General features: G+C 73.6%; 24 protein-coding genes. 15 read left to right on the forward strand and 9 right to left on the reverse strand.

The genetic code is table 11. The annotated features are described in order from the left end of the window. The first annotated feature begins 10 nt into the window (after positions 1-10). Complete coding sequence (locus tag LQK89_RS03120) at positions 11-3,418, forward strand: efflux RND transporter permease subunit (RefSeq protein ID WP_231050167.1); 3,408 nt, start codon at positions 11-13, stop codon at positions 3,416-3,418. Between the two features lie 48 nt (positions 3,419-3,466). Here LQK89_RS03120 and LQK89_RS03125 read toward each other — a convergent pair whose 3' ends face one another. After that, on the reverse strand, positions 3,467-3,703 hold the full coding sequence (locus LQK89_RS03125; RefSeq protein ID WP_058740611.1) for a hypothetical protein: 237 nt from the start codon (positions 3,701-3,703) through the stop codon (positions 3,467-3,469). A gap of 79 nt (positions 3,704-3,782) precedes the next feature. Continuing rightward, positions 3,783-4,811 carry an alpha/beta hydrolase gene (locus tag LQK89_RS03130; protein WP_231050168.1) on the reverse strand — a complete coding sequence of 343 codons (1,029 nt, stop codon included), beginning with the start codon at positions 4,809-4,811 and terminating at the stop codon, positions 3,783-3,785. 96 nt (positions 4,812-4,907) lie between these two features. Here LQK89_RS03130 and LQK89_RS03135 point away from each other — a divergent pair, with 96 nt between their 5' ends. Next, positions 4,908-5,762, forward strand: coding sequence for a PPK2 family polyphosphate kinase (locus tag LQK89_RS03135; protein ID WP_231050169.1), 855 nt, complete (start codon positions 4,908-4,910; stop codon positions 5,760-5,762). Positions 5,763-5,973: 211 nt separating this feature from the next. Beyond that, positions 5,974-7,983, forward strand: a complete 2,010-nt coding sequence (locus tag LQK89_RS03140) for a DEAD/DEAH box helicase (RefSeq protein WP_231050170.1) — start codon at positions 5,974-5,976, stop codon at positions 7,981-7,983. A 175-nt stretch (positions 7,984-8,158) separates the two neighbouring features. Here the strand turns inward: LQK89_RS03140 and LQK89_RS03145 are convergent, their stop codons facing one another. Both LQK89_RS03145 and LQK89_RS03150 read right to left on the reverse strand, forming a co-directional pair. After that, positions 8,159-8,668, reverse strand: a complete 510-nt coding sequence (locus tag LQK89_RS03145; protein WP_058740607.1) for a mycothiol transferase — start codon at positions 8,666-8,668, stop codon at positions 8,159-8,161. 50 nt (positions 8,669-8,718) lie between these two features. After that, on the reverse strand, positions 8,719-9,192 hold the full coding sequence (locus LQK89_RS03150) for a MarR family winged helix-turn-helix transcriptional regulator (protein ID WP_058740606.1): 474 nt from the start codon (positions 9,190-9,192) through the stop codon (positions 8,719-8,721). A 188-nt stretch (positions 9,193-9,380) separates the two neighbouring features. Between LQK89_RS03150 and LQK89_RS03155 the strand changes: the two genes are divergently transcribed. The 4 genes from LQK89_RS03155 (at position 9,381) to LQK89_RS03170 (ending at position 15,347) form a co-directional block, all read left to right on the forward strand. Then, positions 9,381-9,983, forward strand: a complete 603-nt coding sequence (locus LQK89_RS03155) for a CalY family protein (protein ID WP_231050171.1) — start codon at positions 9,381-9,383, stop codon at positions 9,981-9,983. Positions 9,984-10,001: 18 nt separating this feature from the next. After that, entirely contained in the window at positions 10,002-11,099 is a 1,098-nt protein-coding gene (locus tag LQK89_RS03160; protein WP_231050172.1) for a S24/S26 family peptidase, read from the forward strand. Positions 11,100-11,163: 64 nt separating this feature from the next. Further along, a complete protein-coding gene (locus LQK89_RS03165; RefSeq protein ID WP_231050173.1) occupies positions 11,164-12,327 on the forward strand; it encodes a metallophosphoesterase family protein in 1,164 nt (387 codons plus the stop codon). Beyond that, positions 12,327-15,347 carry an AAA family ATPase gene (locus LQK89_RS03170; protein ID WP_231050174.1) on the forward strand — a complete coding sequence of 1,007 codons (3,021 nt, stop codon included), beginning with the start codon at positions 12,327-12,329 and terminating at the stop codon, positions 15,345-15,347. Before LQK89_RS03165 ends, LQK89_RS03170 begins: the two co-directional genes overlap by 1 nt. Positions 15,348-15,435: 88 nt before the next feature. Here LQK89_RS03170 and LQK89_RS03175 read toward each other — a convergent pair whose 3' ends face one another. Next, positions 15,436-15,612: a hypothetical protein gene (locus tag LQK89_RS03175; protein WP_167509945.1), complete on the reverse strand. Its 177-nt coding sequence runs from the start codon at positions 15,610-15,612 to the stop codon at positions 15,436-15,438. After that, positions 15,609-16,415 carry a class E sortase gene (locus tag LQK89_RS03180; protein ID WP_231050175.1) on the reverse strand — a complete coding sequence of 269 codons (807 nt, stop codon included), beginning with the start codon at positions 16,413-16,415 and terminating at the stop codon, positions 15,609-15,611. Before LQK89_RS03180 ends, LQK89_RS03175 begins: the two co-directional genes overlap by 4 nt. Before the next feature lie 85 nt (positions 16,416-16,500). Here LQK89_RS03180 and LQK89_RS03185 point away from each other — a divergent pair, with 85 nt between their 5' ends. Beyond that, a complete protein-coding gene (locus tag LQK89_RS03185) occupies positions 16,501-16,965 on the forward strand; it encodes a GNAT family acetyltransferase (RefSeq protein ID WP_231050176.1) in 465 nt (154 codons plus the stop codon). A 32-nt stretch (positions 16,966-16,997) separates the two neighbouring features. On the opposite strand, the gene LQK89_RS03190 is transcribed toward LQK89_RS03185, so the two are convergent. Further along, positions 16,998-17,957, reverse strand: coding sequence for an EamA family transporter (locus LQK89_RS03190; protein ID WP_231050177.1), 960 nt, complete (start codon positions 17,955-17,957; stop codon positions 16,998-17,000). Positions 17,958-17,993: 36 nt separating this feature from the next. Here LQK89_RS03190 and LQK89_RS03195 point away from each other — a divergent pair, with 36 nt between their 5' ends. From LQK89_RS03195 to LQK89_RS03220, 6 genes are all read left to right on the forward strand, one after another. Further along, the gene (locus LQK89_RS03195; RefSeq protein WP_174778886.1) at positions 17,994-19,118 is read left to right on the forward strand and encodes a CPBP family intramembrane glutamic endopeptidase; all 1,125 of its coding nucleotides are present in this window, start codon (positions 17,994-17,996) and stop codon (positions 19,116-19,118) included. A 9-nt stretch (positions 19,119-19,127) separates the two neighbouring features. Next, positions 19,128-20,945 (forward strand): DNA helicase RecQ, encoded by a 1,818-nt coding sequence (gene recQ, locus LQK89_RS03200; protein ID WP_231050178.1) that lies wholly within the window; start codon positions 19,128-19,130, stop codon positions 20,943-20,945. A gap of 136 nt (positions 20,946-21,081) precedes the next feature. Continuing rightward, complete coding sequence (locus LQK89_RS03205) at positions 21,082-21,795, forward strand: lysophospholipid acyltransferase family protein (RefSeq protein ID WP_231050832.1); 714 nt, start codon at positions 21,082-21,084, stop codon at positions 21,793-21,795. Between the two features lie 121 nt (positions 21,796-21,916). Then, positions 21,917-22,309, forward strand: coding sequence for a hypothetical protein (locus LQK89_RS03210; protein WP_231050179.1), 393 nt, complete (start codon positions 21,917-21,919; stop codon positions 22,307-22,309). Positions 22,310-22,716: 407 nt separating this feature from the next. Next, a complete protein-coding gene (locus LQK89_RS03215) occupies positions 22,717-23,328 on the forward strand; it encodes a M23 family metallopeptidase (protein ID WP_231050180.1) in 612 nt (203 codons plus the stop codon). 129 nt (positions 23,329-23,457) lie between these two features. Continuing rightward, on the forward strand, positions 23,458-24,300 hold the full coding sequence (locus LQK89_RS03220; RefSeq protein ID WP_083519763.1) for an NAD(P)-dependent oxidoreductase: 843 nt from the start codon (positions 23,458-23,460) through the stop codon (positions 24,298-24,300). A gap of 6 nt (positions 24,301-24,306) precedes the next feature. On the opposite strand, the gene LQK89_RS03225 is transcribed toward LQK89_RS03220, so the two are convergent. Together LQK89_RS03225 and LQK89_RS03230 are read right to left on the reverse strand one after the other, a co-directional pair. Continuing rightward, positions 24,307-24,528 (reverse strand): hypothetical protein, encoded by a 222-nt coding sequence (locus LQK89_RS03225; protein ID WP_174778879.1) that lies wholly within the window; start codon positions 24,526-24,528, stop codon positions 24,307-24,309. Positions 24,529-24,537: 9 nt separating this feature from the next. After that, a complete protein-coding gene (locus tag LQK89_RS03230; RefSeq protein ID WP_174778878.1) occupies positions 24,538-25,053 on the reverse strand; it encodes a MarR family winged helix-turn-helix transcriptional regulator in 516 nt (171 codons plus the stop codon). 176 nt (positions 25,054-25,229) lie between these two features. Here LQK89_RS03230 and LQK89_RS03235 point away from each other — a divergent pair, with 176 nt between their 5' ends. Continuing rightward, positions 25,230-26,123: an alpha-E domain-containing protein gene (locus tag LQK89_RS03235; protein WP_231050182.1), complete on the forward strand. Its 894-nt coding sequence runs from the start codon at positions 25,230-25,232 to the stop codon at positions 26,121-26,123. Positions 26,124-26,321: the final 198 nt, after the last annotated feature.

A 26,321-nucleotide genomic window follows, 5' to 3' on the forward strand; every position in this document is an offset into this window, starting at 1 on the left:
GGATCACCGGGTGCACCTCCTCTCGGTCTTCAGCATCCGGAACCGCGCGCTCATCGCCCTCGTCACCATCGTCGTCGCGGTGTTCGGCGGCATCTCGCTCACGAGCCTGAAGCAGGAGCTCATCCCGAGCGTCGAGTTCCCGCAGGTCGCCATCGTCAGCGCCTACCCCGGTGCCACGCCGGAGGTCGTGTCGAACGACGTGTCGACGAAGATCGAGCAGGCGATCCAGGTCGTGCCGAACCTGGAGTCGACGACCTCGACGTCGTCGACCGGGCAGAGCGTGGTGTCGGCGTCGTTCGACTACGGCTCGAACCTGGCGAGCGCCGAGGACAAGATCCAGACCGCTGTGAACGCACTGTCGCTGCCGGACACCGTGCAGACGCAGATCGTCACCGGGTCGTTCGACGACCTGCCCGTGCTGCAGCTCGCCGTCACGGCCTCCGGCAACCAGGAGCAGCTGGTCGACCGGCTGAACGCGACCGCGGTGCCCGACCTCGAGAAGCTCGACGGCGTGCGGCAGGCGAGCGTGTTCGGCAACCCGGGGCGCCGCGTCGTCATCACGCCGAACGAGTCCGAGCTGGCGGCGAAGGGCCTGACGAGCCAGTCGATCTCGGACGCGCTGAGCGACAACGGCACGCTGATCCCGGGCGGCACGATCACGCAGGACGGCACGACGCTCTCGGTGCAGACCGGGCAGCGCATCGCCTCGCTCGCCGACATCGAGGACCTGCCGCTCACGGCGTCGTCCTCCTCCTCTTCTTCCACGTCGTCCTCGTCGTCCTCGTCGTCCGCCGGTGGCTCCGCGTCGGGCGCGGCCGGCGGCTCCGCCGCGTCGGGCGGTGCCGCGTCCGGTGGTGCGGCCGGTGGGACGCAGACGTCCGGTGACGGCACCGCCGGGGGATCCGCCGCCGGCCAGACCGGCACCGGGACCACCGCGACCGGCGGGGCGGGCGCGAGCAGTGCCTCCAGTCCGACCCGTCTCGGCGACGTGGCGACCGTGCAGATCGCGGAGTCGCCGCGGACCTCGATCAGCCGGGTGGACGGCAAGACCGCGCTGACCATCGCGATCACGAAGACGCAGGAGGCGAACACCGTCGACGTCTCGGAGACGGTGAAGGCCGCGCTGCCCGGGATCGAGGCGAAGGTGACGGGGAGCCCGCAGTTCACCGTCGTGTTCGACCAGGCGCCGTACATCCAGCAGTCCATCGACTCGCTGGCCGAGGAGGGCCTGCTCGGCCTCGGCTTCGCCGTCGTCGTGATCCTCGTGTTCCTGCTGTCGCTGCGGTCGACGATCGTCACCGCGATCTCGATCCCGACGTCGGTGCTGCTCGCGGCGATCGGCATGCGCGCGGCCGGCTACACGCTGAACATCATCACGCTCGCGGCACTGACCATCGCGATCGGTCGCGTGGTGGACGACTCGATCGTGGTGATCGAGAACATCAAGCGGCACCTGCAACCCGGCGTCGACCGGGGGCGCGCGGTGCTCGACGCCGTGCGCGAGGTGGCGGGAGCGGTGACCGCCTCCACGCTCACCACCGTCGCGGTGTTCCTGCCCGTGGCGTTCGTCGCCGAGCTCGTGGGCGAGCTGTTCCGGCCGTTCGCGCTCACCGTGACGATGGCGCTCGTCGCGTCGCTGCTCGTGTCGCTGACGATCGTGCCGGTGCTCGCGTACTGGTTCCTGCGCCCGCCGAAGGGGCACAAGCACGCCGGTATGTCGGCGTCTCCTGACTCGTCGGCGTCGGCGTCGGCGTCGGCTGCGTCGGCCGCGTCGTCGACCGGGGCGCTGTCGTCCGCCGCGGACCTGCACGACGCCGCCGCTCCCGACCGGCTCCGTCGCGGCTACCAGCCGGTGCTGCGCTGGGCGATCGGGCGGCCCGCGATCGTGCTGGTGCTCGCCGTCCTCGTGCTCGGCGGGACGGCCGCAGCGGTGCCGTTCGTCAAGACGAACTACCTCGGCGACTCCGGCCAGAACACGTTCACCGTGACGCAGGACCTCAAGCCGGGGACGAGCCTCGCCGTGCAGTCGGACGAAGCCGAGAAGGTCGAGCGGGCACTCCGCGACGTCCCCGGCGTGCAGACCGTCCAGACGACGATCGGCTCGAGCGGCCAGTCGATCCAGGCGGCGTTCGGCGGCGGGGCGTCGGCCTCGGTGCAGTACAACGTGACGACCGACGCGCAGCGCGACCAGACGACCATCCAGTCCGACGCGCGGAAGCGCATCGACCGGATCGACGGCGCCGGCGAGGTGTCGCTGACCTCGAGCAGCGGGTTCGGCGGGTCGAGCGACATCGAGGTGGACGTCACCGCCCCGACCCAGACCGAGCTGCAGACCGCTGCGCAGCAGGTCCTCGAGGAGATGCGGGCGGTCGACGGGACGACGGGGGCGACGAGCAACCTGTCCGCGGCCGAGCCGTACCTGGCTGTGAAGGTCGACCGGCAGGCGGCCGCCGAGCGCGGGCTGACCGAGACCCAGGTCGGTGGGCTCGTCGCCGCAGCCGTGTCACCGCGGGACACCGGGAGCGTCGAGATCGACGACGCGACGCTCGACGTGTACATCGCCGACGCGAACCCGCCGGCCACGGTCGACGCGCTGAAGAACCTGTCGATCCCCACGGCGACCGGCGAGGTGCCGCTGTCCGACCTCGCCACGGTCGAGCAGTCCGACGGCCCGACGACGATCACGACGTCGAACGCCGTCCGCACCGCCACCATCACGGTGACGCCGGACGCATCGAACCTCGGTGCGGCCGTGCAGAACGTCACGAAGGCGGTCGACCAGCTCGACCTGCCGAAGGGTGCGTCGGCCTCGATCGGCGGCGTCGCGTCGAGCCAGTCGTCCGCGTTCAGCCAGCTGTTCCTCGCGATCCTCGTCGCGGTGCTCATCGTCTACGTGATCATGGTCGCGACGTTCCGGAGCCTGCTCCAGCCGGTGCTGCTCCTGTTCTCGGTGCCGTTCGCCGCGACCGGCGCCGTGCTGCTCCAGATCGCGACGGGCATCCCGCTCGGCGTCGCGTCGATCATCGGTCTGCTCATGCTCGTCGGCATCGTCGTGACGAACGCGATCGTGCTCATCGACCTCGTGAACCAGTACCGGCGCCGCGGACTGCGGGTGCGCGAGGCCCTGGTCGAGGGAGCGACGCGGCGACTCCGGCCGATCCTGATGACCGCGCTCGCGACGATCTTCGCGCTGCTGCCGATGGCGATGGGGCTCACGGGCAAGTCGGGCTTCATCTCGCAGCCGCTCGCGCTCGTGGTGATCGGTGGGCTGGTGTCCTCGACGCTGCTCACCCTCGTGGTGCTGCCGGCGCTGTACTCCGTCGTCGAGGGTGCTCGGGAGCGGCGGGCGGACCGGCGGGCGGTGAAGTCGGGAGGTGCCGGGGAACCGGCTCCGGACGGGGTCAGCGACCCTCGCTGATCGCGGTGGCGGTCGCGGTCGCGCTCCCGGTCCCGGTCGCGGACTCGGTCAGCGGGTCTCGCTGCCCCGGAACCAGGAGACGAGCACGCACGTGAGCGTCACGAGGAACACGACGGCCGTGCCCTGGGCGACCACGGCGAGGTGGCCGGTCGCCGCCGCGTAGCCGCTCGTCGCCACCGTGGCCGTGAAGGACAGGCCGAGCAGGAGCTCGGTCCCGGTCTGGGCGGCGGTGCGGCGCGGCCACTCGGAGGTGGCGCGCGCGGGGCGGGTCGGCGTGTCGGTCACCCCAGGAGTCTGGGGGTGCGAGGGACCCTCGCGCACGCCCGCCTCCGGGTGGCACCCGCACGGGGCACGCGCCTCGCCGTCAGCCGAGCCGTGCGTGCAGGAACGCGACGACCCGCTCGCTCATCGCCCGGTCGAGCTGTGCGATCGAGTGCGCCGACCCCTCCACCGCGACGAACGTCACCGGGACGTCGTGGGCACGGAGCGCCGCCACGAACTCCTGCGACTCCCAGAGCGGGATGAACTCGTCGGTGGAGTGTCCGACGAAGAACGGTGCCGTGTCCCGGGTGACGTGGAACGTCGGCGACGCGCGCTCGGCAGCGGGGCATGCGGTGTACGTCCGGCAGCCGAGGTAGAGGAGCTGCTTCCGCTGGAACGACGCCGAGACGCCGTCCGCGCGGGTGGACCGCTCGGTCAGGTCGGTCGGGCCGCTCAGATCGACGACCGCGCGGATCCGATCACCTGCGGCGTACGCGGCGGACTCGTGGTCGGTGACGGCGAGCAGCGCGACGAGGTTCCCGCCGGCACTGCCGCCGAACACCCCGACGCGGGCGGCGTCGATGTCGTACGCGGCGAGGGTCGACGGGCGGAACACCCAGTCCAGTGCCCGGCGGACGTCGTCGAGACCCGCGGGGAAGGGGTCGGTCGGCGCCAGGCGGTAGTCGACGTTCACCGTGACGAAGCCCTCGGAGGCGAGGTACTCGCACACGGCCCGGTACGCCGCGGTGGCCTTGTCGCCGTGGGACCAGCTGCCGCCGTGCACCATCATCACGGCGGGCCGTCCACCGCGGCGGTCGGCTGCGTCGTCGGTCGCCGCCGACGGCCGTGGTGACGGGGTCGGCGCCGCTGTGGGGGTCGTCTTCGTGTCCGGGGCACTGTCCGGCGGTAGGCACACGTCGAGCCGCTGCAGGGCGTCCGCACCGTAGGGGACGTCCGTCACGACGTCGATGCCCGGGTAGCGGAGCGACAGCGGGTAGATCACCGGGTCCGTCGTCACGGTCGCGTTGCTGTCCGTGGCCGGGTCCGCGCTGCACGAGCCGAGTGCTCCGAGCACCCCGATCGCCACGCCCACGGCGAGGAGCGCGAGCATCGTTCGACGGCTGGACCTCATCGCGTCCACGCTAACCCGGCACCGGGCGTTCCCCACCACCACGCGGACCACGAGCGGGTGCCAGGATGGGGGCGACCCCGTGAGCTGGAGGACCCCGTGAGCCGTCGCAAGGCCTGGAACACCGACCCCGAGCCCCTGCTGCGCGTCGAGGAGGGCTTCCGCCTGGACCGCGTCGACCCGGACTCGACGCCGGGGTTCGCCGGCCGCAAGATCGACGGGCTCGAGTCCCTCGCCGCGGGGGCCACACGCCTCGCCGCCCTGCAGGAGCGCCTGCACGCGGCGAGCACCGCCGGCGACGTGCGCCGCGTGCTCCTCGTCCTGCAAGCGATGGACACCGCGGGCAAGGGCGGCATCGTCTCCCACGTCGTCGGTGCGGTCGACCCGAACGGCGTGCACTACGCCGGGTTCAAGGCGCCCACGGTCGAGGAGCGCGAGCACGACTTCCTGTGGCGGATCGAACGCGAGCTGCCGCGCGCCGGGCAGCTCGGCGTCTTCGACCGGTCGCACTACGAGGACGTCCTGATCCAGCGCGTGCGGTCGTTCGCCCCGCCGGAGGAGATCGAGCGTCGCTACGGCGCGATCGTCGACTTCGAGGACGACCTGGTCGCGCAGGGCACCACGATCGTCAAGGTGATGCTGCACATCTCGAAGGACGAGCAGCGCGAGCGCCTCGGTGACCGGCTGGACCGCCCGGACAAGCACTGGAAGTTCAACCCGGGCGACATCGACGAGCGCCTGCTCTGGGACGACTACCAGCAGGCGTACCAGATCGCCCTCGAGCGCACGTCGACGGCGCGGGCACCGTGGTACGTCGTCCCCGCGAACCGCAAGTGGTACGCCCGGCTCGCGGTGCAGCAGCTCCTGCTCCGCGCGCTCGAGGACATGCAGCTCACCTGGCCGCCGGCGGACTTCGACGTGGCGGAGCAGCGGCGTCGGCTCGCGGACTCCTGACCCGGGGGCTGGCCGTGGCGGCGGATCTCGCGTAGACTCTCGCGGTCGGCCTTCGACACCGTGACACTGAGATCACGGATTCTGCTTGGGTGTGTGTTGCTCGAGGGCTGGATTCACGTCGAACCGCGACGGGAAGAACCCCCTCTCCGCTCGAAGCTCCGCGCCGATGTCGCTGCCGGGCACGCGGACGTCCGCACCCCGGAAAGTAGCCATGGCCCCGTACGACAAGGGCGCGCGTCAGCGTGCCGACGACCGAGTCCGCCACCCGAACGGCACCCCCGCCGCGCGCAGCAGCAAGCACCGCGGCTTCCGTGCCGCCGACCCGTCGCAGCCCCGACAGAAGCAGCGCTGGGACGCCGAGGAGCGCCGCGGCCGCTCGGCGCAGGGCGAGCGTCCGGCGCGTCCGAACTGGGAGCCTCGCGACGGCGGCCAGCGTCGCGACGACCGTGGCGCCCGTGGGTTCGACCGCAACGACCGCGGTGCACGCGGGTACGACCGTGACGACCGTGGCCCGCGTCGCTTCGACCGGGACGACCGCGCCCCGCGTCGCTTCGACCGTGACGACCGCGCTCCCCGTCGTGATGACCGGGACGACCGGGTCCCGCGTCGCTTCGACCGGGACGACCGCGCCCCGCGCCGCTTCGACCGTGACGAGCGCCCGCAGCGGCGCTCGTTCGACCGGGACGACCGCGCCCCGCGCAGCTTCGACCGCGACGACCGCCCGCAGCGTCGCAACGACCGGGACGACCGCGCCCCGCGCAGCTTCGACCGCGACGACCGCGCGCCCCGCCGCTTCGACCGCGACGACCGCGCGCCTTGCCGCTTCGACCGCGACGACCGCGCGCCCCGCCGCTTCGACCGCGACGACCGCGCGCCCCGCCGCTTCGACCGCGACGACCGCGCGCCCCGCCGCTTCGACCGCGACGACCGCCCCCAGCGCCGCGACGCCCGCGACGAGGCCCGCACCGGGTACGTCCCCGCGGATGACGTCAAGCTCGAGAAGCTCCAGGCCGAGGCGACGATCGCGGCCGACGTCGAGGGCGTGACCTTCGCCGACCTCGGCATCGGCGGCAACATCGCCCGCACCCTCGCGGAGATGGGCGCCACCAGCCCGTTCCCGATCCAGGCGGCGACCATCCCCGACGTCCTCGCCGGCAAGGACGTGCTCGGCCGTGGCCGCACCGGCTCCGGCAAGACCATCGCGTTCGGTGCGCCCCTCGTCGAGAAGCTCATGGAGCACGGCGGCGGCACGAAGCGCCGGATGGGCCGTGCCCCGCGCGCGCTCATCCTCGCCCCGACCCGCGAGCTCGCCCTGCAGATCGACCGCACGGTGCAGCCGATCGCCCGCTCGGTCGGCCTCTTCACGACGCAGATCTACGGCGGTGTCCCGTACGGCCGCCAAGAGGGCGCCCTCGAGCGCGGCGTCGACATCATCGTCGGCACGCCCGGTCGCGTCCAGGACCTCATGAACAAGGGGAAGCTCGACCTGAGCGAGGTCGTCGTCTCCGTGCTCGACGAGGCCGACCACATGTGCGACCTCGGGTTCCTCGAGCCGGTGCGCGAGATCCTCTCGGCCACGGCCGAGGTCACTCCGCACGGCGACCGCGCGCAGAAGCTCCTGTTCAGCGCGACGCTGGACGCGCAGGTCGCGTCGCTCGTGTCGGAGTTCCTGCACGAGCCGAGCGTCCACGAGGTCGCAGGCGAGGACCAGGCGTCCTCGACGATCGACCACCGCGTGCTCGTGGTCGAGCAGCGCCAGAAGGACCAGGTCCTCGAGGAGCTCGTCGCGGGCGACGGCAAGACCATCGTCTTCGCCCGCACCCGCGCCTACGCCGAGCGTCTCGCCGACCAGTTCGAGGACGCCGGCATCCGCGCGACCTCGCTGCACGGCGACCTCAACCAGTCCCGTCGTACCCGCAACCTGCAGCTCCTGACGAGCGGCCGGGTGAACGTCCTCGTCGCGACCGACGTCGCGGCGCGCGGCATCCACGTCGACGACGTCTCGCTCGTCGTGCAGGCCGACGCACCGGACGACTACAAGGCGTACCTGCACCGCTCGGGCCGCACGGGTCGTGCCGGCAAGGAGGGCACCGTCGTGACGCTCGTCCCGCGTGGCCGCCGCCGCAAGATCGAGGGCATCCTCGAGAACGCGGAGATCGAGGCGGACCTCGTCGAGGCCGGCCCGGGCGACGGGATCGTCGCGGAGCTCGCCGCTCGCTGATCGCGACGCGACCGGAGACCGGACGGGGAGGCACGGTGCCAGCTGGCACCGTGCCTCCCGTCCGTCTTCCCGCACCTTCCGCGAAACGCAACGTCAGCGGATCTGCGCAGCGTCATACCGCTGCGAGGAACCGCCGACGTTGCGTTTTGCGGGGTGCGGTGCGGGGCAGGGCGGGTCAGCGCGAGAAGAACAGCAGGCCGCGCACGTACCCGGCCTGCCCCGCGTGCTGGACGCAGTCGTCGAGGATGCTGACCAGCCGTGCGCCGCGCGTGACGGGCGGGTCCCACGCGTCGTCCACCACGGGGTCGAGGTCCTCCGGGCCGAGCGTCGCCAGGTAGGCGACCGTGCGCTCGTGCACGGCACGCAGGTACCCGTTCAGCAGCTCGGCCGAGGCCCGGACGCGGCCGACGTCGTCCCGGGACATGCCGTAGCCGAGGGCCTCGGCGGGGAAGGGCAGGCCGAAGCGCTCGACCCAGCCGTCCGCGGTCCAGACCTGCTCGCTGCCCGCCAGGTCCGCGATCTGCGCGTCCTGGCCGCGTGCGGTGTGCCACGCGAGCCAGGCGAGTGTGTTCGCGCCGGCGGCCGGTCGTGTCGCGAGCTGGTCCTCGGACAGGCCGTCGAGGGCCCGGGCGACGGTCTCGGGGACGCGGGAGAACGCTTCGGTGAGGAGTTCGGACGGTGTCATGCCGCCGACGCTACGCGGCCGCCCCGCGGCCCGGACGGGCTCGCCCGGCGTCAGCGGTCGCGGGGGTCGAGGGCGCTTCCGACGGCCTCGAGCGCGGCCGCCACACGGGCGAGGTCCGCGGGGTCGACGCCCGAGCGGAAGGCCTCCCGGTAGACCGCCGCGACCTCGCCGGCGATCGCCGCCCCGGAGGGGGTCAGGTGCACGAGGATGCTCCGCCGGTCGCCCGGGTTGGGCCGCCGTTCGATGTGCCCGCGCCGCTCGAGCCGGTCGATCAACGAGGTCATCGCCCCCGTGGTGAGCTCGAGGTGCTCGCCCGCGTGCTTCGGCGTGACGCCCGCGTCTGCACCGGCGACGAACACCAGGAACCGCAGGTCGGTCGCGTGCAGCCCGCGCAGCGCGCTCTGGTGCGCCAGGACCCGCGCGTGCTGGGTCTGCAGCGTACGGAAGGCGCGGAGCACGCGGTCCAGGTCGTCGGTCGACGCGGTGCGGTCCGCGGTGGCGGGGGCGGTGAGGGTGTTCGTCATGGGACTCGTCTCGGGAGGATGTACCTCATTCAACAAGTATGTGAATGATTGAGCAAGTGATGCGCGAAGAGTCTTGTGGAACGCTCAGGAAGCACGTACGGTGTTGCCCAACCACCAGGTTCCGCAGCGCGACCAACCACCGCGGGTCCGGAATCGAAACCGATCAGAACCCCTCTCGGAGGACAACCATGTCCCGTGTGTCTCCTCGTGCTGCCCGGCTCGCAGCCTGGATCGCCGTCCCGGCCGCACTCGTCGCCTCCGGGGTCGTCGTCTCGACGGCCTCGTACTCCGCCTTCTCCGACACCACGTCGAACCCGACGAGCAACTGGACCGCCGGCAGCGTCGCCCTGTCCGACGACGACAGCAACACCGCGCTGTTCACGGTCACGAACCTCAAGCCCGGGTCGACCGGGTCCAAGTGCATCGCCGTCACGTCCAGCGGATCCCTGCCGTCCGCGGTGAAGCTCTACACGTCGTCCCTCGCGTCGCAGAAGGACCTGGCGGCGAACATCACGATGACCGTCGACCAGGGGACCGGAGGCGGCTTCGGGTCGTGCGACGGCTTCACCGCCCTGGCGACCGGCGCCTCGGTGGTCCCCGCGACGACGCTCTCGACGCTCGGCACGAACACCACGACGTACGCGACCGGCAAGGGATCGTGGACGCCCACGGGTACCGCCCCCGAGACCCGGGTCTTCAAGTTCACCTACACGGTGTCGCCGGACACCCCGAACACCGCCCAGGGCGGTTCGGCCTCGCTCGGCTTCACCTGGGAGGCCCAGAACACCTGATCCGCGACGGGCACCGTGATGGACACCACCGGCGTCGGCGGTCAGCACCGCCACGCCCGTCCGGACACCGTGCTCGACGCGCTCGACTGGGGGCGCGTCGTGGTCGGCACCCTCGCGCGCGGCATCGTCGCGACCGTGGTCGGCATGGCGCTCTGGGCCGCCGTCCCGGCCGTGATCGGCTGGCAGCCCACCACGGTCGTGACCGCGTCGATGGCACCCCGGCTGGTGCCGGGGGACGTGGTCGTCTCCCGGCCGGTCCCCACGCCCGAGGTCGTCCCCGGCCGGGTCCTGCTCGCCGACGACCCGGACCAGGCCGGGCACCTGCGGCTGCACCGGTACGTCGAGACGGGCGCGGACGGCACGATCGTGACGAAGGGCGACGCCAACCCCGCCGCCGACTCGACACCGCTCGACCGCTCGGCCGTGCACGGGGTCGGCTACCTGCGCATCCCGTTCATCGGCACGCCCGTCCTGTGGGCGCACGAGGGCCGGTGGGGCGCGGTCGCCGCGGCGGCCGCCGCACTGGCGGGCCTGCTCGCGCTGTGCACGGTGGACGCGGGGTTGCGTCGGACCGGACGGGAGGCCCGTGGCACCTCCGCCCCGCATCTTCCGTCCGATGCTCCCCGCGTCCACGGGCGGCGGTCCGCGCGCGGTCCGGTCGTGCGCGGCGGCGCGCGGCACGTCGCGCTGCGGCAGGGGAGCGCGCTGCTCGTCGCGGTGGCGGTGCTCGGCGGGGTCGGGGCGGTCGCGCCGCACCGGGCCGAGGCCGCACCGTTCCGTGCGGTGACGAACTCGCCCACCTCGAACCTGGTGGCGGCGGTCCTGCCCGGCCCGACGAACGTCCGCTGCGGACTGATCAGCGTGGCTGGCGTCCAGGTGGCATGGGACTACGACGCGCCGGACGCGAGGGGGTTCCAGGTGCTCCTGGACGACCAGGTGGTCGCCACCGCGGGTTCGGGCGTCCGCAGTGTCACGGTCTCCGGCGGGCTGCTCAGCCTCACGCGCAAGACCGTGAAGATCCGCGTCCTCGACCCCACGCCGACGAGCAGCTGGTACGCGGACGGCAACCGGACCCTCTCCGTGGGGTCGGCCACCATCCTCTACGTGTGCAGCTGACGCACGCTCCACAGCTCGCCGCGGGGTGCCCGGCGATGTCCCCGGCCGCCGCTACCGTGACGGCATGCGGATCCTCCACACCGGCGACTGGCACCTCGGCCGCACGCTGCTCGGAGCCGACCTGCTCGAGCACCAGGCGGCGTTCGCCGACTTCCTCGTCGACACCGTGCGGGACCGCGCCGTCGACCTCGTCGTCATCGCCGGTGACGTCTACGACCGCGCGATCCCGCCCGTCGACGCCGTCCGCCTGCTCTCCCGCACGCTCGAGCGCCTGGCGCAGACGGCGACCGTCGTCCTGACCCCGGGCAACCACGACTCCGCGGCACGGCTCGGCTTCGGCGCCGGGGTCATGCACGACCGGGTCCGCATCGTCGCCGAGCCCGCGCGGCTGGCCGACCCGGTGCTCCTCGCCGACGACCACGGCCCGGTCGCGGTCTACGGCATCCCCTACCTGCACCCCGACCTGACGCGGTACGCCCTCGCGACGGTCCCCGACGAGCCCCTCGCCCGGTCGCACCAGGCCGTCGTCGGTGCCGCGGTGGACCGCATCCGCGCCGACCTCGGCGCGCGTCCCGGGCACCGCAGCGTCGTCGTCGCGCACGCCTTCGTCAGCGGTGCCGCGCCGAGCGACAGCGAGCAGGACATCCGCGTCGGCGGGGTCGACCAGGTGTCGGCCGCGGTGTTCGACGGCATCGACTACGTCGCGCTCGGCCACCTGCACGGGCCGCAGCGGGTGGGCGACGGCGACCGGATCCGGTACGCGGGCTCCCCGCTCGCGTTCTCGTTCGGCGAGCGGCACCAGCGCAAGAGCGTGACCCTCGTCGACCTCGCGGCGGACGGCGGCGTCGCGGTCGAGCTCCTGCCGGCCCCGGTGCCGCGCCGCCTGGTGGACGTCCGCGCCACGATCGACGCGATCGAGTCCGGTGCGCACCACGCCGACGCCGACGCGTGGGTCCGGGTCGCGGTCACCGACACCGTGCACCCCGAGCGGATGTACGCCCGCGTCCGCGACCACTTCCCGTTCGCCCTGGCGGTCACGCACGAGCCCGCGGAACGCCCCGAGCGCGTCGCCGCCCGCGCGGTGAGCGCCACGTCCGACCCGGTCGAGGTCGCCGCGGACTTCGTGACCTTCGCGACGGGTTCGGCGCCGGACGACGACGACCTGGCGGTCCTGACCGAGGCGTACGAGGCCGCACTGCAGACCCTCGACGCCGACGGGACGCGCTGATGTACCTGCACCGCCTCGAACTCCGCGCGATCGGGCCGTACCCGGACACCGTCGTCATCGACTTCGCCGCCCTCGCCGCCTCGGGGGTGTTCCTGCTCGAGGGTCCGACGGGGTCCGGCAAGTCGACGATCATCGACGCCGTCGTGTTCGCCCTGTACGGCGGGCTCGCGGGGGAGTCCTCGACGTCCGACCGCCTGCACAGCCAGCACGCCGCCCCTGCGACCGAGCCCTTCGTCGAGCTGGTCTTCGAGACGGGTGCCGGGCTGTTCCGGGTCCGGCGCACTCCGCAGTACGACCGACCCAAGCAGCGCGGCACCGGCACGGTCCGGCAGCAGGCGTCCGCCCAGCTCTTCCGACTGGCGCACCCCGCCGACCCCGCTGGCGAGCCGGTGTCGTCGCGCATCCCGGAGATCGGGCTCGAGGTCACGCGGATCGTCGGACTCGACCGCGCCCAGTTCCTGCAGACCGTCGTGCTGCCCCAGGGCGAGTTCGCTCGGTTCCTGCGGTCTCCGGGCGAGGAACGCCGGAAGCTCCTGCAGTCCCTGTTCGGCACGCAGGTCTACGACCGCACGGCCGACGAGCTCGCGGCCCGTCGTCGCGCGGTCCTCGCCGAGGTCGAGGGTGCCGAGTCCCGCGTCCGCGACGCGCTGTCCCGGTTCGCGCAGGCCGCCGGGGTCGACGACCCGGACGAACGCGCCGTCGACGACGTGGTCGCGGGTCTCCGCAGCGTCGCCGCCGAGACCGACGAGCACCGCCGGGCCGCGGTGTCCGACGCCGAGCGGGCCCGCGAGCACGAGCGGTCGATCCGCGAGCGCGTCACCGCCCGCGAACGTCGTGCCGCACTGCTCGATCGTCGTCGGGCGCTCGACGCGGCGGCGGACGAGGTCACCGCCGCGCGCGACCGTCTGGCACTCGGCGAACGCGCCGCCCGCGTCGCGACGAGCGCCGACGCCCTCGACGCGGCGCGTGCGCGTGCCGCTCAGACGACGGATGCGGCGACGGCCCGACGGCAGGGTGCCGGACTCGACGCGGACTCGGACGTGGTCGGCCTCCGGACCGCCCTCGCCGACTGTCTGTCGGACATCCGACACCTCGTCGCGGTCGAGCGCACGTTCCCTGTCCGCCGTCGGACCGCTGCGGACGCGGCCGTCCGGACCGAGGACGTCGCGGCCCGGTCGGCGGCGCTCGTCGACGCGCTCGAGCGCCGCCCGGCCGAGCGCGCGATGATCGTCGAGTCCGCCCGGACCGCCGCCGCCCTCGCCGCCGACGCCGAGCCCGCCCGGGTCGAGGTCGAACGGGTCGCCCAGCTCCGGGCCGACCTGTCCACCCGCGTCACCGCAGCCCGAGCCCAGGAGCAGGCCGAGCGAGCGGTCGCGGACGCCCGAGCCGCAGCGTCGGCCGCCCTCGCCACGGAGACCGACCTGCGCGCTCGACGGATCGCCGGCCTGGCAGGGGAACTCGGCGCCGCCCTGCAGCCGGGCGACGCCTGCCCGGTGTGCGGTGCGGTCGAGCACCCGAGCGTCGCGGTGCCGCAGGACGACCACCCCTCCGCGGACGCGGTCGAGTCCGCCGCGTCCGCCGCCCGCGCTGCCGAGGCCGCCCTCGCCGCCGCGGCGACCGACCTCGCGCTCGCGCAGCAGGAACACGAGCGGCTCCGGACGGTGCTCGGCGACCTCGACGCCGACACCCTCGAGACCCGTGCGACCGCCGCAGCCGAGCGGGTCCGGGCAGCGCACGACGCTGCCGTCCAGGTGCTCGACCTCGAGCGCCGGCGTACCGCCCACGACGAGCAGACCCGCGCGCTCGAGCAGGAGCGCACCACGGTCGCGTCCGAGCACGCCGTCCTGGTGTCCTCCGCCGCGGCCGAGTCGGAGCGGCTCGCCCAGGACACCGCCGCCGTCGACGCGGCCGTCCGTCGCGCCACCGTGGCGCTCGACGCCGGCACGAGCGCGAGCACCGACACGGAGGTCACCGAAACGGCCTCAGGCACCGGGTCCTCGCTCGCCGACGCGGTGCGTGCCCTGGACGACCGTGTCGCGGAGCTCGACGCCGTGCTCGCCGCGGACGCGCGCGTCGCCACGGCCGCCGCGTCCGTCGCCGAGCGGCAGTCGGAGGTCACCGCAGTCTGCGCCGAGCAGGGCTTCGACACCGTCGAGCGGGCCCGCACGGCAATCGTCCCCGCGGCCGAGGGGGAACGCCTCCGTGTCGTCGTGGCCACGGCGGACCGGGAGCGGGCCGTCGTCGACGCCGGCCTCGCCGAGCCGGCCGTCCTCGAGGCCGCTCGGACCGCCGACGAACCCCTCGACCTGACGGCAGCGGTCGCCGCGCGTGACACCGCGGTCGAGCGCGCCGACGCGGCCACCCGGGTCGCGGTCTCGGCGGCCGACCGGCTCGCGGCCGCAGCCCGGTGCGGCGAGGACGTCGCACGCGCCGTCCGCGCACGGGAGTCCACGTCCGCCCGGAGCCGCGCGGTCGTGCGGCTGGCCGACGTCGCCGCCGGGTCCACCTCGGTCAACCCGAGCGGCATCACACTCGGCACGTACGTGCTCATGCGGCGGTTCGAGGACGTCGTCGCGGCGGCGAACGACCGCCTGCGGAGCATGCTCGGCGGCCGGTTCACCCTCGAGACCTCCGAGGAGCGCGAGACCGGTTCACGCGCGCGCAAGACCGGACTCGCCCTCGCCGTGCACGACCACACGACCGACACGCTCCGGGCTCCCGGCAGCCTGTCCGGCGGCGAGACCTTCACGGTGTCGCTCTGCCTGGCGCTCGGGCTCGCCGACGTCGTGCAGGCCGAGGCCGGCGGCGTCGCGCTCGGGACGCTCTTCGTCGACGAGGGCTTCGGGACGCTCGACCCGGAGACGCTCGACGACGTGATCGGGCAGCTCGCCCGGCTCACGGCCGGCGGCCGACAGGTCGGCATCGTGAGCCACGTCGAGGAGCTCAAGCAGCGCATCCCCGAGCGCATCGCGGTCCGGCGGACCCCCGGCGGCGGCTCCCGCGTCACCGTCACCGTCTGACGCCCGGCTCGGCCCAGCCCAGCCCGACCTGGCCCGGCGCGGTCCGTCCCGGACTGCGAGCGGTCGTCAGCGGACCGTCAGTGGAGCGTCAGGGCGACGGCGACACGTCCACCGTGCCGTCGGGCGGCGGCAGGATGTCCGACGCGATCCACGGGTAGACGAAGGTGAAGAGCACCCACACGACCGCGGCGATGAGCACGAGCAGCTCGAGCACCTTCAGGACGACGGGGCCCGGCAGGATGCGCCAGACGAACGGGAAGATCAATTCGGCGTCTCCGAGAGTTCCTTCGGGGTGCCCTCCGAGGCGGGCATCCAGTAGTCGAGCTTGGCGTGCGTGACGTACCGCTCCTTGGCCGACCACATCGGGTGGCACGCGGTGAGCGTGAGCCAGCGGTCCTCGGCGGTGGGCTGCACGCCGGGCTGGTTCGGCACGGGAGCGATCGTCTCGATCTTGTCGGGCGTGACGATCTGCGAGTCGGTGACCTTGTAGACGTACCAGACGTCGAAGTCCTTCGCCTTGTCGGTCACGCGCACGACGATCGAGTCGCCGTTCTTCAGGTCCGCGATCTGGTTGAGCGGCTTGCCGTAGGTGACGCGGTGCCCGGCGACGGCGAAGTTGCCCTCGGCGCCCGGCATCGCGGTGTCCTGGTAGTGGCCGAGGCCGATCGTGTTGAGGACCTTCTCACGGTCCGTGCCCTCACCGATCGGGCGGTTGTAGTCGGCGCCGAACCGGGGTATCTGCATCGTGCCGAACACCGACGACAGTCCCGGGGGCTCGGCCAGGACGGGAGCGGCCTCGCGGTGCTCGGTCCCCGCGGTCTTGGGCACCGCGGTCTGCTCGAGGTCCTGCACGAGGGCGGTCTGTTCGTTCACCGCGACCACGTCGGTCCACCACGCGGTCCAGAGCACGTAGAGCCCGGTGCCGGCGCCCGCGATGATGAGCAGCTCGGCGAGCAGGGACACGAGCGCGCCACCCACCGTCTGCTTCGGACGGTGCCGGCGGGGGCGCTCCGGGATCTCGTCACCGGACGGAGACAGCCCCGACGGCATGGTGTCGTGTGCGGTCACGGGGCTCCTGGTCCGAGGTGCGGTGGTCGAACAGGTATAGCAGACGTGAGCGTCCGTCCGGTGGGGGCCGCGCTAGCCTGTGGACATGTCGTACCGCTTCCGAACCTTCGCTGAGGACGACACCGCCGCCGTCGTCGCCCTGTGGGAAGCGTGCGGACTCCTCCGCCCGTGGAACGACCCGTACCGCGACATCGCCCGCAAGACCGCCGAGCAGCCCGAGCTCTTCCTGGTCGCCGAGTCCACGGACGCCACCGCGACGGACGCCAGCGCGACCGCCGCCCCGGCCGCCCTGGTCGGCGCCGGCATGGCCGGCTACGACGGCCACCGCGGCTGGGTGAACTACCTCGCCGTCGACCCGGACCACCAGGGCACCGGGCTCGGCCGCGCCTTCATGACCGAGTTCGAACGACTGCTGCTCGCGCGCGGATGCCCGAAGGTCAACGTCCAGGTGCGCGCCGGCAACGAGCGGGTGCTCGGGTTCTACGCCTCGCTCGGGTACGCCGAGGACCACGCGGTGTCGCTCGGCAAGCGCCTGATCGCGGACGACTGACCCGAGCCGCGCTAGCCAGACGGCCGCCCGCCTCACGCGAGCGCGAGCCCGACGGCCGCCGCGAACGCGAGCCCGATCCCGCTCCACTGCACGGGCGTGAGGCGCTCCCGCAGCACCACTCCCGCGAGCGCCACCGTGCCGATCGGGTACAGCGCGTTGAGCACGCTCACCACCGGCAGCGTCGACGGGTCGTCCCCGGCGTGGAGCGCCGCCTGGATGCACACGTTCGCCAGCGCGTCGAGCACCCCGCAGGCGACGACCGTCGCCACGACGCGACGCGACCACGCACCCGCGCGTGCCGACGCGCTCACGCGCACCGTGCCTCCAGTCCGTGCAGCAGCACCCACCGGACGCGACGCACCGACAGCGAGTGCCGCACCCGCCGGACCCGACGCACCGGACCGCACCGCGACCACCACCGCGGCCGCCCCGAGCAGCACCGTCTGCACCCCGCGCGCCACGAGCAGCGGCGCGACCCCCGACCCGTCCGGCGCCGCGTCGTAGGCGAGCACGATCCCACCGAACCCGCACCCTGCGACGGCTGCCGTGACCAGCCCGGCCGGGGTGACCCGCGCGCCGGAGGTGTCCCGCACCGCCGCGACGAGCACGACCGCGACGACCGCCACCACGAGCGCGACCCACGCCGTCGGCGACAGCGACGTGCCCCGGACCAACGCGACGACCACGGGCACGACGGCCGCGAAGACCGCGGTCAGCGGCGACAGGACGCTCATCGGGCCGATCGCGAGCGCGCGGTAGAGCAGCAGCACCCCGACCCCGCCGGAGAGTCCCGCGACGAGCCCCCACCCGACGGCCGGACCGGACGGATCCGCGCCGACGACCGGGATCCCGACCGTGAGCGGCACCAGCCCGACCGCCGCGGCGGCCGCGGCGACCGTGACGGCGCGCAGCCGCCGGGCCGCGACGCCGCCCAGGAAGTCGGCGGCGCCGTAGACGACCGCCCCGGTCAGGCCGAGCAGCACGGTGAGCACGGCTCCCATCCTGCCCGGCCCGGTAGCCTGCGCAGCGTGAGCGTTCCGTACCACCGCCTGCCCCGCGTCGACGCCCGTTGGCGGTGGTGGCGCCCGCTCGTCGCGCTGGCGGTCCTGGCCGGGTGGTACGTCGCGACGCAGGTGGTCCTGGCGGTCGCCTACTTCGTCCCGATCGGGGCGTCACAGGGTCCCGAGGGGCTGATGCGCTTCCAGCAGGACCTGGCCAGCGGTGCGCTCGACCCGACCGATCCGCTGATCCTGTCGCTGTCCCTGGTGTCGCTCGTCGTGCTGCTCCCCGGCATCCTGCTCGCGGTCAAGCTCGCGAAGCTCGGGCCGGCGAACGTCCTGTCGTCGACGCGCTTCCGGGTGCGCTGGCGCTGGACCGCGTGGTGCCTCCTGCCGACGCTCGTCATCGCGGTGATCATGTTCTCGGTCCAGACCATCGGCATGTTCACGTTCGACGGCGGGTTCGGCTGGGACCACGCTGCGATCGGGCAGTCGACCGTCTCGGTCAGCACGCTCACGCTGACGATCGTCCTGGTCGTGCTGCTCGTCCCGTTCCAGGGCGCGGCCGAGGAGTACGTCTTCCGCGGCTTCCTCATGCAGACGATCGGCTCGTGGATCCCGGTCCGCGTCGTCGGCACGGTGGTGGCGGTCGGCGTCTCGACCGTCGTGTTCGCGCTGCTGCACATCCCGAACGGCTACAACGTCTGGGGCATCCTCGACGTCGGCTCGTTCGGCCTCGTCGCCGCGATCATCGTGCTGCGCACCGGCGGCATGGAGGCGACGGTGCTCCAGCACGCCTTCAACAACATCATGATCTTCGTGCTGCAGGCGCCCGGCTGGTCGCGGATCGACCTGACGTCGCAGGACGCGCAGGGCACCGTGGGCGGATGGCTCGTGACGCTCGGCACCTCGCTCCTGTACTGGGGGATGGTCGAGGTGCTCGCGCGGTGGCGGAAGCTGGACCGGCGGTTCGCCGGTCACGAGGCGCCCCGGTTCCGGGGGACGCCGCCGGCCTTCGCAGGTGGGTCGCGTTGGTTCCGGCCGGGAGGCACGGGGTGGGCGGGCGCACCGGCCCGCGTCGACGACGCGGCCGGGCCCGGCGACCGCACGGGTGGCGCTGTGGACAGTGCGGTGGGTGTCGCCCGTCGGCCGTAGGCTCCTGGCATGAGTTCCACGCCCGCGCTGGACGTCCTGCACCGGGTCTGGGGGTACGACGCCTTCCGGGGCGAGCAGGCCGCCATCATCGACCAGGTGGTGGGCGGCGGCGACGCGCTCGTCCTGATGCCGACCGGCGGCGGCAAGTCGCTCTGCTACCAGGTGCCCGCGCTCGTGCGCGACGGCATCGGGGTCGTCGTCTCGCCGCTCATCGCCCTCATGCAGGACCAGGTCGACGCCCTCGCGGCGAACGGCGTGCGGGCGGCGTTCCTCAACTCGACGCAGGGACCCGACGAGCGCGCCCGGGTCGAGCGCGCGGTGGTGTCCGGGCAGGTCGACATGCTCTACCTCGCGCCGGAGCGACTGCGGCTCGAGTCCACCCGCTCGCTGCTCGACCGCGCGCGGATCGCGCTGTTCGCGATCGACGAGGCGCACTGCGTCGCCCAGTGGGGGCACGACTTCCGGCCGGACTACCTCGAGCTGAGCGTCCTGCACGAGCGCTGGCCGACGGTGCCGCGGATCGCCCTGACCGCCACCGCCACCCCGCAGACCCACCGCGAGATCTCCGCCCGCCTCGGCCTCGACGACGCCGCGCACTTCGTGGCCGACTTCGACCGACCGAACATCCAGTACCGGATCGAGCCGAAGACGGGGGCGCTCCAGCAGCTCCTGACGTTCATCCGCACCGAGCACAGCGGCGACGCGGGCATCGTGTACTGCCTGTCCCGGAACTCGGTCGAGCGCACCGCCGCGGCCCTCGCCGAGCAGGGCATCCCGGCGCTGCCGTACCACGCGGGGCTCGACGCGAAGGTCCGCGAACGCAACCAGTCGACCTTCCTGCGCGAGGACGGGGTCGTCATGGTCGCGACCATCGCCTTCGGCATGGGCATCGACAAGCCCGACGTGCGGTTCGTGGCCCACCTGGACCTGCCGAAGTCGGTCGAGGGCTACTACCAGGAGACCGGTCGTGCCGGGCGGGACGGGCTGCCCTCGACCGCATGGCTCGCGTACGGGTTGAACGACGTCGTGCAGCAGCGGCGGATGATCGACCAGTCCGAGGGCGACGCCGCACACCGTCGGCAGCTCAGCGCGCACCTCGACGCGATGCTCGCCCTGTGCGAGACGATCGAGTGCCGCCGGGTGCGGCTGCTCGCGTACTTCGGGCAGGAGTCGACGCCGTGCGGCAACTGCGACACGTGCATCGCGCCGCCGGAGCCCTGGGACGGCACCGTCCCCGCGCAGAAGCTGCTGTCCACGGTCGTCCGGCTCGACCGGGAGCGCGGGCAGCGGTACGGCGTGGCGCACCTCGTCGACATCCTCGTCGGCAAGCAGTCGCCGCGCGTGCAGGAGCTCCGGCACGACCAGCTCGCCACGTTCGGCATCGGCAGCGACCTCAGCGAGGGGGAGTGGCGCGCCGTCGCCCGGCAGCTCCTGGCGCAGGGCTACGCCGCGGTCTCCGGTGACGGGTTCGGCACGGTGGTGCTCAGCCCGACCAGTGCGGACGTCCTGAGCGGCCGCGTGCAGGTCCTGATGCGCCGCGACCCCGTGAAGTCCACGCGGTCGTCCCGCACCCGCCGCACGGTCGTGTCGGACATGCCGCGGGAGGCCGTCGGGCTGTTTGAGGCCCTGCGTGCCTGGCGTGCCGGGCAGGCCCGCGAACAGGGAGTCCCCGCCTACGTGGTGTTCAACGACGCGACGCTCCGCGGCATCGCGGCGGTGAAGCCCGCCGACCAGGACGAGCTCGCCGAGATCTCCGGGGTCGGCACGGCGAAGCTCGAGCGGTACGGTCGTGCGGTGCTCGAGGTGGTCGCGGCGCACGCGGACTGAGCGGCGGGACCGGGGCCCGGCCGCACCGGTCGGGACACATTCCGTCGGCGGCATGCGGTTCCGCGGGTGCTCACTACACTCGGGTACTCGCCAACGAGGAGGTCCGGTGCCCGGTTCGACCAAGCTCGCCACGTCCATGAGCCGTGCCGTGGTGACGCCGCTCGCGCGGATGCTCTGGCGTCCGCGGATCATCGGCCGGAAGCACGTCCCGAAGCACGGACCGGTGATCCTCGCGAGCAACCACCGCTCGTTCATCGACTCCCCGGCAATCACGCTCATGGCGCCGCGGAAGGTGTCGTTCCTCGCCAAGCAGGAGTACTTCACCGGGACGGGTCTGCGCGGCGCGGTGTCCCGAGCGTTCTTCGGCGGCATCGGAGCGATCGGCGTCGAGCGCGGGGCGGGTGCCGCGGCGCAGCACGCCCTCGACCTCGGGCTCGAACGGCTCGAGGCTGGCGAGGCCTTCGCGATCTACCCCGAGGGCACCCGGTCCCTCGACGGGCGGCTCTACAAGGGCCGCACGGGCGTGGCCTGGCTCGCGTTGACGAGCGGTGCCCCTGTGGTGCCCGTCGCCCTGACGGGGACCGAGCACGTGCAGCCCGTGGGCTCGCGCATCCCGAAGCTCGCGAAGGTGACCATCGAGTTCGGTGAGCCGATGGACCTGTCCTCGTTCGGCGACGCTTCGTCCGGTCGGGCGCGACGGCACGCCACGGATGCGGTGATGGCGGCGATCCAGGCCCTGAGCGGCCAGGAGCCGGCGAACGCGTACAACAACCCGCCCGCCACGATCGTCGAGCGGGTCAAGCAGGTGCTGCGCCGGGACGACCCGACGCAGGCCGTCGAGCCGGACTGACCCAGAACGCCTATTGCACATCTGGAATATCAGTGGTTCAATCGGTCCGTGCCCGAGCGGCACGTGACCGAGCGGCCCGACAGGAACGGGCCGCGCCGACCCTGACCAGAAGGCACGCAGCATGTCCTCCACCCCGCTCTTCGACGCCGTCTCCCGTCGGACGTCCGCACCCGCAGTCTCCGCACCCGCGGTCCGCGCCGCGGCAGCTCCCGCGCCTGCAGCACCCGCCCCCGCGGCTCGTGCGTCCGCCCCGCTCGCGACCGCGCCCGTCCCGTCGTCCCCGCTGTCGGCGCCCGTCCCGCCGCAGGCGTCGGCGCTCGTGCCGGCCGCGCTCGTGGCCGCGATCGACGAGATCCCCGCTCGACTCGGTGGCGCGCTCGGCGCCGAGCACGCGGTGTCGACCGAGCAGCTCGCCCTCGTCGAGGCCGTCGCCGACGCGATCACCCGTGCGGTCGTCGACGCCGTCGTCGGTGAGCTCGACCGGATCACCCGCGACGGCGTCGTCCGCGCCTGACCCGGACCACCGCGATGACCGCACCGGACCCCGTCCTCCGCCCGCGAGCCGCCGCACGGCACGCCGCCGGCGCCCGACGATCCCGGTCGGTGCGTCCCGGCCCCACGACCACCGGGGCGGCAGTCCCCCCTGCTGCCGCCCCGGTCTCCCTCCGGACGTCCGCACGACGTCCCTCGACCACCGGGGCGGCGGTCCCCCCTGCTGCCGTCCCGGTGCCACTCCCGCAGGCGGCTCGTCCGTTCTCCTCGTCCTCGGCTTCGTCCTCGTCGAGTCGGCGTGCCGCGCTCGCCCGCGAGCGGTCCGTCACCAGGCCCCGCGCCCCACGGGTCCGACGAACCTCCGGTGACCCGGCGCGGGCACTGCTCCGCACCGTCGTCCGCCCGACGTCCACCGTGCCTCGACTGTCCGTGACCGCTGCTGCACTGTCAGCCTGTCTCGTCGTCTCGGTGTCCACCCCGGCGCAGGCGCTGGACCCGACGCTCCCGGCGGCCGCCGAACCGCAGGGCACCGCCCAGTGGTACGCCGTCGCAGCCGGATCGGACCCCGACGTGCAGCGCGACGGCTTCTCGATCCGCGACGACTTCCGGCGTGGGCCGCGCATCAGCTCCGACGTCACGGTGGTCCGACCGGTCGACGGCACGGTCCCCACCGCCGGGGGCTTCGGCGGTCGCCACATCGACGGGTGCAGCGCGTGCTCGACGGACCATCACGGACTCGACTTCGCGGCCCGCGCCGGGACGCCGGCCGTCGCGGTGATGTCCGGCACGGTGGTGTCGGCCGGCGTGCTCGGCGGGTACGGCAACCAGGTGCTGCTCCGTCACCCGGACGGCACCGAGACGCGGTACGCGCACCTGTCCCGCATCGACGTGGTCGTCGGGCGCCGGGTCGCGGTCGGCGAACCGGTCGGCGCCGTCGGCAGCACCGGCATCTCGACCGGAGCGCACCTGCACTTCGAGGTCATCCTCGGCGGTGTCCCGGTCGACCCCGCGCCGTGGCTCGCTGCCCGCGGGCTGCTCTGACCCCGACTGTCCCGCGCCCGCGCCCGCGGCCGTGGGCTGTACGGACTGACCGGGACCCGTCCGCACCCGGGGCGTAGCGTCGGACCGAGGACGGCACGGCGTCGTCCGAGGACGGAGACACACGTGCGCGTGACGGTGCTGGGCACAGGGACGATGGGGGCAGGGGTCGCGCGGTCGCTGCTCCGCGAGGGACACGACGTCACGGTCTGGAACCGCAACGCCGACCGTGCCGCACCGCTCGCCGACGACGGCGCCACGGTCGAGCGCGACGCGTCCGCCGCGGTGGCGGAGGCCGAGGTCGTCCTCCTGACGCTCTTCGACACCGACGCGGTGGTCGACGTGCTCGAGGCCGCAGCCGGGGATGCTCCGACCGACGCTGTGTGGGTGCAGGCCTCGACCATCGGGGTCGCGGGTACCGAGACCGTCGTGCAGCTCGCCGGCAAGTACGGCATCACCCTCGTCGAGGCGATGATGCTCGGGACGAAGGGCCCGGCGGAGCAGGGCAAGCTCACCATGCTCGCCGCGGGCCCCTCGGCGACGGTCGACCGGATCGACCCGGTGCTCGACGCGATCGGCGCGAAGACCGTCCGGGCCGGCGAGCGGGTCGGCGACGGCACCGCGCTCAAGCTCGCCGCGAACGCCTGGGTCGCCGCGATCACGGCGGCGACCGGCCAGTCCCTCGCCATCGCCCGCGCGCTCGGACTCGACCCGCACCTGTTCCTCGACGCGATCGAGGGCACCGCGAGCGACTCGCCCTACGCGCACACGAAGGGCGAGGCCATGCTGTCGGGGGAGTTCGCGCCGCAGTTCGCGCTCGACGGGATCCGCAAGGACATCGGGCTCATCCGTGACGCCGCGCGGGACGCCGGGGTCTCGACGGAGCTGCTCGACGGCATCGACCGGGTCTACGCGCAGGCGAGCGCGGACGGGCACGGCGGCGACGACATCGCGGCGGTCGGCACCGCGTTCTGACGCCGGTCAGGGCCGGCGGAGCCAGCGCCGCAGCGCGCCGGTGAGCCGGCCCACGGCCTCGTCGTTCATCGTGTTCGCGAGGTCGAACGCCTCACGCGCCGGGTCGGCCCCGGCCTGGATGCGCCGGAGGGCGGCGTCCGCGCGGGCACGGGCGTCGAGCTCCGCGAGGGGCATGTCGTCCTCGGGGTCGTGCGCCGGCACCGCCGTGGGGTCGTCGGTCGCACGCATGCCGTCAGGCTACGCGGACCGCTCGTCCTCGTCATCGTCCTGGTCGACGACACGGGCCATCTCCTCGAGGAACGCGACCACGACGCCCATCTCCGACTGGGGCAGGTGCTCGGCGACCTCGAGCGTGCGGGTGTCGAGCTCGTCGATGACCTGCAGCACCTGCCGCATCGAGCCGCCGGATGCGGTGAGGATGACCCCGCGGCGGTCGTGCGGGTCGGCGTGCCGCTCGACGTGTCCGCTGCGGACGAGTCGGTCGACGAGCGCCGACGTCGACGCCGGCGTGATCTCGAGTCGGTCGGCCAGCTCCTTCGAGTTCACCGCGCGGCCGGTGGTCTCGGCGTCGAGCAGGATGCGCAGCGCGAGCAGGGCGTTCTCGCCGATGCCGAGCGCCTCGCGTGCCCGTCGCTGGGCAGCGCTCTCGGCGCTCCGGTACCTGCGGAGCGCATTGAGTACGTCCACCGCGTCGACCCTGGAACCCTTGCCATACCAGAAGCCCGTGGTGGTGTCCGTCACCTCGGTCGTCATGAGGACAATGCTAGACGCTCTAGTTAGATTGTCTAGCGAGTGCGCGGGAACCGATGCACTTCCCAGCGACCCGGTGGCCGCTCTGCGCGCTCCGCGACCGGTGCAACACCGGTGACCCGCGCCCGTAACACCAGCGCAACGACCCCTCAGTAGGTTCACCCCATGCAGGAGCCGACGTGCTGAGCCGACTCGCGGGGAGCGTGTTCCGTGTCGGGACCGCGGTCGAGCGTGCCGACGTCGTCGCCCGGATGCTCGAGGTGTACGTCGTCCGCCCGGACGTCGTCGCCGCGGGGGAGGACCCGGCGGTCGCGTCGGCGCTGCGCGCGGTGCTCGGCGCCCAGGGCCCGGGACGGTCCGGACGGGCCGCGACGATCGAGTCGCTCGCGCTCGACCGTCACGAGCCGGCCTCCGTCGCGTCCGCGGTCGCGGTGGCCCGGGACGACGCCCGCCGTGCCCGCGAGGTCGTCCCCACCGAGCTCTGGGACTGCCTCGACGTCACCCGGTCCCGGATGCCACGGAAGGTGTCGGTCGAACGCGCGCACGAGTTCCTGGCGTGGGTCCGTGAGCGGAGTGCCCTGGCCGTCGGGGTCGTCGAGGGCGACGCGAGCCGCGACGAGGTGTGGGAGTTCTTCACGCTCGGCCGGTCGCTCCTGCGCTGCGGGGCCACCGCGCGGCTCCTCGCCTCGGACCTCGTCGACACCGCGGCGCCGCACTCGTGGGCGACCGCGCTGCGGGCCTGCGGTGCCGTCGAGGCCTTCCGACGAGGCCGCGACCACCGTGCGACGGACCCGGCGAGCGTCGCGGGCTTCCTGCTCCGGGACGGGCACAGTCCGCGGTCGCTCGCGTTCCTCGCGCAGCGGGCGGACGACTGCCTGGCCGACGTCGCGCCGGCCTGCGTCGCGGACGAGGTCGAGGCCTTCCGCCGGGCACGCGCCGCGCTCGAGCACCCCGACCCCGAGCAGCCCGACGCGTGGCCGCGCACGGTGACGGCGCGTCTCGCCGCGGCGGTCGACGCCGTGGTGGCGGCCCTCGACGAGCGCGTGTTCGCGGCCGCCGTCGCGGCGCGCTGAGCGCCCGCCGCTCACCCGTCGCTCCGCGAGCGGGCCACTTTTGTCACGCTCGGCGCCCGAAGGCGACCGGTTCCGCCCGCTCGGCGGACGACGGGCGGCGTTTCCTGCCCGCTCGCTGCGCGACCGCCTGGGGTGGGGCCGGGTGGCGGCGGCCTGGAGGCACGGTGCGGGCCCACCACGCGCCTCCCGTCCGCCCTC

This window comes from Curtobacterium sp. C1, assembly GCF_021049325.1.
Classification (GTDB): Bacteria; Actinomycetota; Actinomycetes; order Actinomycetales; family Microbacteriaceae; genus Curtobacterium; species Curtobacterium citreum.